The 7,169-nt window shown below is 41.0% G+C and carries 9 protein-coding genes; 7 read left to right on the top strand and 2 right to left on the bottom strand.

Going from position 1 to position 7,169, the window contains the following annotated elements:
* On the bottom strand, positions 1 to 523 hold a 523-nt coding region (locus F6K57_RS33685; protein WP_293017361.1), incomplete at its 3' end, for an AAA family ATPase.
* A 336-nt stretch (positions 524 to 859) separates the two neighbouring features.
* On the opposite strand from F6K57_RS33685, the gene coaD reads away from it, so the two are divergent.
* From coaD to F6K57_RS33670, 3 genes are all read left to right on the top strand, one after another.
* Positions 860 to 1,414 (top strand): pantetheine-phosphate adenylyltransferase, encoded by a 555-nt coding sequence (coaD, locus tag F6K57_RS33680; protein WP_287313897.1) that lies wholly within the window; start codon positions 860 to 862, stop codon positions 1,412 to 1,414.
* Entirely contained in the window at positions 1,321 to 2,082 is a 762-nt protein-coding gene (locus F6K57_RS33675) for an ATP synthase F0 subunit B (RefSeq protein WP_293017356.1), read from the top strand. The genes coaD and F6K57_RS33675 overlap by 94 nt, the downstream gene beginning before the upstream one ends.
* A gap of 279 nt (positions 2,083 to 2,361) precedes the next feature.
* Positions 2,362 to 3,906, top strand: a complete 1,545-nt coding sequence (locus F6K57_RS33670; RefSeq protein WP_293072299.1) for an NAD(P)/FAD-dependent oxidoreductase — start codon at positions 2,362 to 2,364, stop codon at positions 3,904 to 3,906.
* Between the two features lie 120 nt (positions 3,907 to 4,026).
* On the opposite strand, the gene F6K57_RS33665 is transcribed toward F6K57_RS33670, so the two are convergent.
* A complete protein-coding gene (locus tag F6K57_RS33665) occupies positions 4,027 to 4,314 on the bottom strand; it encodes a DUF1778 domain-containing protein (RefSeq protein ID WP_293040168.1) in 288 nt (95 codons plus the stop codon).
* 191 nt (positions 4,315 to 4,505) lie between these two features.
* Between F6K57_RS33665 and F6K57_RS33660 the strand changes: the two genes are divergently transcribed.
* The 4 genes from F6K57_RS33660 to F6K57_RS33645 form a co-directional block, all read left to right on the top strand.
* Entirely contained in the window at positions 4,506 to 5,135 is a 630-nt protein-coding gene (locus F6K57_RS33660; protein WP_293072298.1) for a Uma2 family endonuclease, read from the top strand.
* A gap of 398 nt (positions 5,136 to 5,533) precedes the next feature.
* A complete protein-coding gene (locus F6K57_RS33655) occupies positions 5,534 to 5,950 on the top strand; it encodes a XisH family protein (protein WP_075903892.1) in 417 nt (138 codons plus the stop codon).
* Complete coding sequence (locus tag F6K57_RS33650; RefSeq protein ID WP_075903894.1) at positions 5,938 to 6,273, top strand: XisI protein; 336 nt, start codon at positions 5,938 to 5,940, stop codon at positions 6,271 to 6,273. Before F6K57_RS33655 ends, F6K57_RS33650 begins: the two co-directional genes overlap by 13 nt.
* 453 nt (positions 6,274 to 6,726) lie before the next feature.
* On the top strand, positions 6,727 to 7,169 hold a 443-nt coding region (locus tag F6K57_RS33645), incomplete at its 3' end, for a type I restriction endonuclease subunit R (RefSeq protein ID WP_293072297.1).

Below are 7,169 nucleotides of genomic sequence, written 5' to 3'. Positions count from 1 at the left end.
TGGGTTGAAGGTTATTGGGTTGAAGGTTATTGGGTTGAAGGTTATTGGGTTGAAGGTTATTGGGTTGAAGGTTATTGGGTTGAAGGTTATTGGGTTGAAGGTTATTGGGTTGAAGGTTATTGGGTTGTTCGCGAACAACCTGTAACTTGCTAACCTGTAACGGTTCCTCCAACTCTTTAACCTGTAACGGTTCCTCCAACTCTTTAACCTGTAACGGTTCCTCCAACTCTTTAACCTGTAACTCGTCATAGTTATTGAAGTCAGATAAGTCAAAGGTAACTGTGACACTGGCTTCGACAGTGCCTCGATGTTCTTTATTGTGGTTAACTAAATCAGGAAGGCGTTCAGCTCGCATTCCTTTGGAACTGGCGATACCAAGACAAAATAGAAGAGCATCAAGGATGTTGGATTTGCCTGACCCGTTTGGCCCAGAAATTACGGTAAATCCTTCCAGGAGGGGGATTTTTGTGGTGCCGCCGAAGGATTTGAACCGCGAGAGTTCCACTCGCTTGATGTGTACCATAGGCGTTTCTGGGTTTAGGTTAACCGGTTGGTCACACAGAGTGTGCGTACTGAACACATTGCTGATCAGCGTAGCATGGGCAATAGGCAGATGGCGCAACTGATGGGTTAAAAGATGTAAATGGGTTAACCGATGGAATGGATGGGGGGACGGAAGGGGGACAGTGTGGGGCTGCAATTAAAATGCTCTATACTATATCAAAAAAACCAATAACTAATGACTAGTGACTAATCACCAATGAGTTAACAAACTAATATTTCACTAATAGTTCAGTATGTCATCGCCGTGAAACAAGCTATATAATCACTCCTTGAACCCATTGGTAATACTTGCGTCGTGATTGCAATCTATCCAGGCAGCTTCGATCCCATTACCCTAGGACACCTTGACATCATCCAGCGTGGCTGTAGACTCTTTGATAAGGTGATTGTGACGGTGCTGCGCAATCCAAATAAATCTCCCTTGTTCACAGTGCTTGAGCGAGTCGAGCAGATTAAACTTTGCACCCAAGACTTACCTAATGTGGAAGTGGACAGTTTCACCGGTTTAACGGTGGAATATGCCAAACTGAAGAAAGCTCAAGTACTGTTGCGAGGGTTAAGGGTGCTTTCTGACTTTGAGAAGGAACTCCAGATGGCTCATACTAATCATACCCTCTGGGATGAAATCGAAACGGTTTTTCTCGCCACCTCTAACGAATATAGTTTCTTGAGTAGTAGCGTAGTCAAAGAGATTGCCAAATTTGGCGGCTCCGTCGATCATCTTGTCCCCCAACAGGTTGCCTTAGATATATACCGATGTTACGCCAAGAATCATCCCGGTACGACCCACCCGAGCAAAACAAACCCCCAAACCCTACTGAATCCTTTAATCCTGGATCAGGAGACATAGATATTCAGGGGCAATTTAACTATATCGAGGACATAATCTTCGATAGCCCCCACATCCCCTTTACCCGGCGCACCCTGATTGATGAAGAACTGTTGCTGGCTCAACTCGACTTGGTGCGGGAAAATTTGCCCTTAGCTTTTCAACAAGCTACTAGAATAATTGAAGAACACGATGCAATAATCCAGCAAGCTGAACAGTACGCTCAAGAAATCATTGAGACAGCTCAGCGGCGTGCTGAAATGATTTTAGATGAACTCGGTATTATTCAGCAAGCGGAACACGAAGCCCAACAAATCAGCCAACAAGTTCAAAAAGAGTGTGAGGCGATGCACAAGCAAACGGTATCGGAGCTTGAGCAGATGCGCCGCAAAGCCCAGCAGGAACTGGAGCAAATGCGCCAAATGACCCTAGCGGAGTGTGAGGAAATTCAAAATGGGGCAGATGCCTACGCTGACGGAGTGCTCTACAATATTGAGCAGCACCTCAGTGACATGCTTAGAGTAATTCGCAATGGACGTCAGCAACTCAATGGTCCTGTCAAACCCCAAAACTCTGGCAAGAAAGATAATGGTAAGAAAGACAATGGTAAGAAAGACAATGGTAAGAAAGACAATGGTAAGGGGGGTTCACGCTCACCTAAAACCCCATCGAAGTCAAAAAAAGGATGAACGAAGGATTAAGGATTAAGGATTAAGGATTAACTAAGAACTAAGGACATTTCTAGAACTTATTAGGTACAGTATTTTTTGACGCTTATTACCTGAAAACCCTCTTTTATATTGCCTTTTGCATTAAAAGGATAATAAGTTTCGATAATCGTTATTATAATTGCAATATTTAATTTATTCGGTTGTTAAAGAGCCGCTACGCGATTGGCCGTAGGTCACGCTACGCGAACGCATTTTTGATGGAGAATCAGTTTAAGCCCTAATTTAGGATAACACTGGATGTTTAACCCTTACCGCCATACACAAGAGTTAGAGCGACCTTTTTCCTTTGAGCGCCTGTATCGTCATCCTGGTTCCCTTAGTCCCTACGATCAAGGTGGTACTCGCAAACGAATTGCGATTATCGGTGGAGGAATTGCTGGGCTTGTTAGTGCTTATGAACTCAGTCAACTCAACCATCAAGTTACTATATTAGAAGCTGATTCTCGCCTTGGAGGAAGAATTAAGACTCATTATTTTAGTGATGGTACTTATGGGGAATTAGGCGCAATGCGAATTCCTACTAGTCATGGCTGCACATTACACTATATAGATAAATTTAATTTACCAAAAAGACCTTTTATTAATTACAATCCCGGCGCTTTTTCTTATCTACGGGGTAATAAAACTCGTTTAGATAGTTACCAAGAGTTGTTTGGTGTTTACAAGTTAACCCCTGATGAGCAACAAGACCCAGGGGTAATTTACGACCAGTTATTGGAAGAATTAATCGATTCTTTGACTGAAAAAGAGAAATGGGAGTTATTTGCACCCACTTTTACCAGTGATCAAGTTAGAAAATGGGATACCCTAACGGTTACCGACTATTTTCGCAGTCATCTTTCTCCCGATGCTTTTGAGTTACTCGGTCATGCTACTGGAGCAATTCATTACGACAAAGTATCTCTGTTAAATGGTTTAATTGACTTCTTTGCTTGGCATCGAGTAGAACAATATGAGCTAATCGGAGGACTGGAAACGTTAATTAAGGCTTTGGTTAAAAGCATATCAGGCATAATCCAGACTGAAGCCAGAGTAACAACTATAGAAATGACCGATAGAGGGGTTAGGCTGGTCTGGAATAAGCTGGATAAGCAACAAACCGCTGAATTTGACTATATTATCTGTACCATTCCTGCTACTGCTCTGGCTCAGATTAATTTTGACCCTAGTTTACCTAGCCAACAACGGGAAGCTATTAACAATTTGGGGTATTGCAGTGCCAGTAAAACTCTATTACACTGTACCGCTCGTCCTTGGGAATTTGCCGATCATGTCTATGGGGGTGGTAGCTTTACGGATTTAAATTTCGAAAAGTGTTGGTATCCTTCTGATAATGCTCAATTAGACTCAACAAACATTTCTCAACCTCACTTTATTGCTAAAGATAAGGATATTTCTTATCAGCCATCAGTATTAACGGCTGCTTATCGCTGGGAAGATAATTCCAGGAAATTTAGGACTTTAGAGGAAACAGCTAAAACCGATTTAACCTTAGACGAAGTTTCCCAACTGCATCCTGAGATTAAAGACTATACTGATGATATTATTCATAGTATTTGGGATGAAGATAATCAGTCTGGTTCTGGTTCTTATGCCTATTTTGCTCCAGGGGATCGGGAGAACTATCAACCATTACTTGGTCAAGCTTATCCAGTAGATAATCCCCGTGTTTTCTTTGCAGGGGAACACTTGGCAATTAATCATGCTTCAGTTCAAGGAGCGGTACAAACAGCTGTTTCAGCAGTTATTGATCTTCTCGAAAGTTCTATTTTTGAGATTTAATCGATTCTATTTATTTTCCTGGCTTCTCAAGCACTACCTAAACTAGATAAAGGCAAAAACAACAATAATGGATGCTCTTTAGTTCCTTCAAACCCGTATCTATCATAATAAGCCAGAAGTTCAATCTTTTTCAATTAAAAAAGCCTGATGCCGTTGGATAGCTTCTTTTAAATGCTTATTAGGGGCAGGCGGATTTTCAATCAGACTAAAAATTATATCCGCATCTTGGGGTGATAAGTGAATCACCTGTTCTGCATTAATCACTTTTTGGGCTTCTTTAACCTGAGCATGAACCATAAATTGATTTAAGGTTGCCCCCGTTAAATCCGCAGCCTTTTGTAAAGTATCTTTGACCGATGCAGGAAGCCTAGCTGTCACACGAGTATCATTAGGAGTGGTACTTGCCATCTGAATTTATGCCTCAATTTCTTTCATTATAGCAATTCTCTATCCCATTAGGTACCAAGGGATCCCCCTAAATCCCCCTTAAAAAGGGGGACTTTGAGGTTGATCAGCGTACCTGGTAAATGCCATAAAGACTATATAACAGAATAGTGTCATTTTGTCACCATAAATTTCAGCTTCAAGAAGAACGATCTATGACTCAAGCCAAAGCCGAACAGAAATTATACAGCTTTGATGAATTTATCAGCTGGTATCCCGAAAACTCAGAAGTCCGGTACGAACTGTATGATGGAGTAATTATCGAAATGCCCAAGCCAAAGGGGAAACATTCAAATCTAACCGGTTCTCTGATCGAGCAACTATTGATAGTTATCAGGCAGATAGACAAAGGAGGCATTTGGACTATTCCTAGAGAGTCAATTGTTAAACCAAAACGGGAAAACTCAGGTTATGAACCGGACATTATTGTTTTGAATCAAGACGTTATGGGGGCGGAATCTCGGTGGGAAAGCGAATCAATTATTCAAAATCCTGATTCCGTCAAATTAATCGTCGAAGTTGTTTCAACTAATTGGCGTGACGATTACTACAATAAGCTTAGAGATTATGAAGAGATGGGGATCGAAGAATATTGGATTATCGATTATGCCGCATTGGGGGCGAGAAAGTTTATCGGCAACCCCAAGCAACCCACATTTTTTGTTTGTCATTTAGTTGACGGCGAATATCAGATGACGCCCTTTACGGGAAATACTCCCATTGTTTCCACGACTTTTCCCCAGTTCAAGTTATCCGCACAGCATATTTTTAACCTAGCTTTGTAGGAAAAAAATAGCCAGCAGCATTCATCTCAAGCTATTTTGTGTGACCACTATCGACTGGAAGAGTGATATCATGTCCGGATAATTAGAGATAAAAAACCTTCTTCCTTGAAACCTTACTTCTTTACTTCTGCCTTGTGCCTTCTGCCCTCTGCCTTCGATTCGACTAGAGTGTAAGTATTCAACTGAACATGATATCAGATCATCCCACGGCTACGCCTTGAGCTTACCAACCTCACAGTTGGGCATTTCTGCCCCAGTCAAAACCCTTGCGGTCATGAGTTTTACTGAGAAGTTAAATCTTTTTAACTAAAAAAAGCCTGATGTGGTTGGATAGCTTCTTTTAAGAGTCTAGAAGAAATAACGTGAACTATTGCTAAAATTCAGGAAAAGCATATCATATGTCTGCTAAGGATTATTTTCATGAAGCTGTCAAAGGAGGACTAATTAAGGATGGATGGATTATCACTCACGATCCACTCTACCTGGATTTTGATAACGCTCGTATTCAAATAGATCTGGCAGGAGAGAAACTAATTGCAGCGGAGCAAGGTCTTGAAAAAATTGCTGTTGAGGTGAAAAGTTTTATCGGTTCTTCTACAATTTATGAATTTTACTTAGCAGTGGGACAATGTTTAAGTTATCGAATTGCCTTAAAAGCGCAACAACCGGAACGTAAACTTTATCTAGCCGTTCCTACTTATACTTACGAAGAGTTTTTTCGTCGTCCTTTCGCACAACAAACGATTAAAGAATCTCAAATACACCTATTGGTATATGAGCCAAATCAGGAGGTAATTTTGCAGTGGATAAGTTAATTCAGTATCGTCGTTTGATTCAGGAAACCTTGGAAAAGCATAGTCTGGTTAAGTTAGCCAATGAAGATATCAAAGTCTATAAATTCTTCGATCCTGAGCAAGATCATTATCAAGTCTTTCATGCAGGATGGCAAAATTATCGTCGTGTTTTTGGACCTTTGATTCACATTGATATTATTGATGGAAAAATCTGGATTCAACATGATGGCACCGAGTTTGGGGTGGCGAATGAGTTACTTGAATTAGGGATACCGAAACAAGATATTGTCCTAGGGTATCATGCCCCATTTATGCGTCAATTTGATGGATTTGCTGTTGGTTAGAAAGTAGATATTTATGGTTTTTTAGGGAACAGGGAACAGGGAACGGGTGCGTCCCTATCTCCCTATCTCCCTATCTCCCTATCTGCCTATCTCCCTATCTCCCCACCAATTACATTTGAGTCCGACGCCAAAAAAAGCCCTGGGATCAGAGGGGATTCCTGCTCCCTAAAAACCAATAATTTGTAGCTCAGTTAATAAAAAAATCAGGTAAATTTATTAGACAGAATTGAGTCTAAAAATGGTTAATAAAACTAATTGCAAATAAATGTAAAATATTTTAATTAACCCTTGCATTTTTTCGAGGATTTATCTATACTATAGAAGGTAAAGACTGATACTAATAACCGCGCTGGTCATGCCCGTTAATCATATCCAGCGCGGTTTTCCTCCCACCTAAATAGGAGCTACTTCCATGATGCCAAAAAAATCACGATATTCAACCAATGACTCATTATGGTTCAAACTATTCAAGCTCAAGATCTTAGCCTAGAAGAACTGCAAGAACACTTTGGACTACAACTAACAACCGATAGTCAGTTTTTTCCAGATTGGCAAGACAACTTACCGTCTTTAACGGATGAGGAAAAACGTTCTCTGGAAAGAGTCCGCAGTAACTACTTTAACTTGGTTAATCGCCGCCCTCTCTTAGAAGAGGCTGTAAAAATGGTGGTTCTATCACCATTACTCGATCTCGCTGGATTCTTTCAACCCCCCTTTTCAATCAAAACTGAAACTTCTGTGGCAATTGCTGCTGAAGACAATCGAGTAATTGTAAGAGGCAGGATAGATGTTTTAGTAGTGCGACAGAGACTTTGGATACTGGTGATCGAATCCAAAAGTACCAAGTTTGATGTGATGGCAGCACTGCCTCAAGCTCTAGCTTATATGCTGGATGG

It is taken from the genome of Moorena sp. SIO4A5 (genome assembly GCF_010672005.1).
GTDB lineage: Bacteria > Cyanobacteriota > Cyanobacteriia > Cyanobacteriales > Coleofasciculaceae > Moorena.
The sequence above is the reverse complement of the archived record's forward strand: the minus strand, read 5'-3'. Positions and strand labels throughout refer to the sequence as shown.

What these genes read in the sequence shown, in the direction of transcription:
- F6K57_RS33675 (WP_293017356.1), top strand. Translation starts at nt 1,321, where the DNA reads ATGTTACGCCAAGAATCATCCCGGTACGACCCACCCGAGCAAAACAAA.
- F6K57_RS33670 (WP_293072299.1), top strand. Translation starts at nt 2,362, where the DNA reads ATGTTTAACCCTTACCGCCATACACAAGAGTTAGAGCGACCTTTTTCC.
- F6K57_RS33665 (WP_293040168.1), bottom strand. Translation starts at nt 4,314, where the DNA reads ATGGCAAGTACCACTCCTAATGATACTCGTGTGACAGCTAGGCTTCCT.
- F6K57_RS33660 (WP_293072298.1), top strand. Translation starts at nt 4,506, where the DNA reads ATGACTCAAGCCAAAGCCGAACAGAAATTATACAGCTTTGATGAATTT.
- F6K57_RS33655 (WP_075903892.1), top strand. Translation starts at nt 5,534, where the DNA reads ATGTCTGCTAAGGATTATTTTCATGAAGCTGTCAAAGGAGGACTAATT.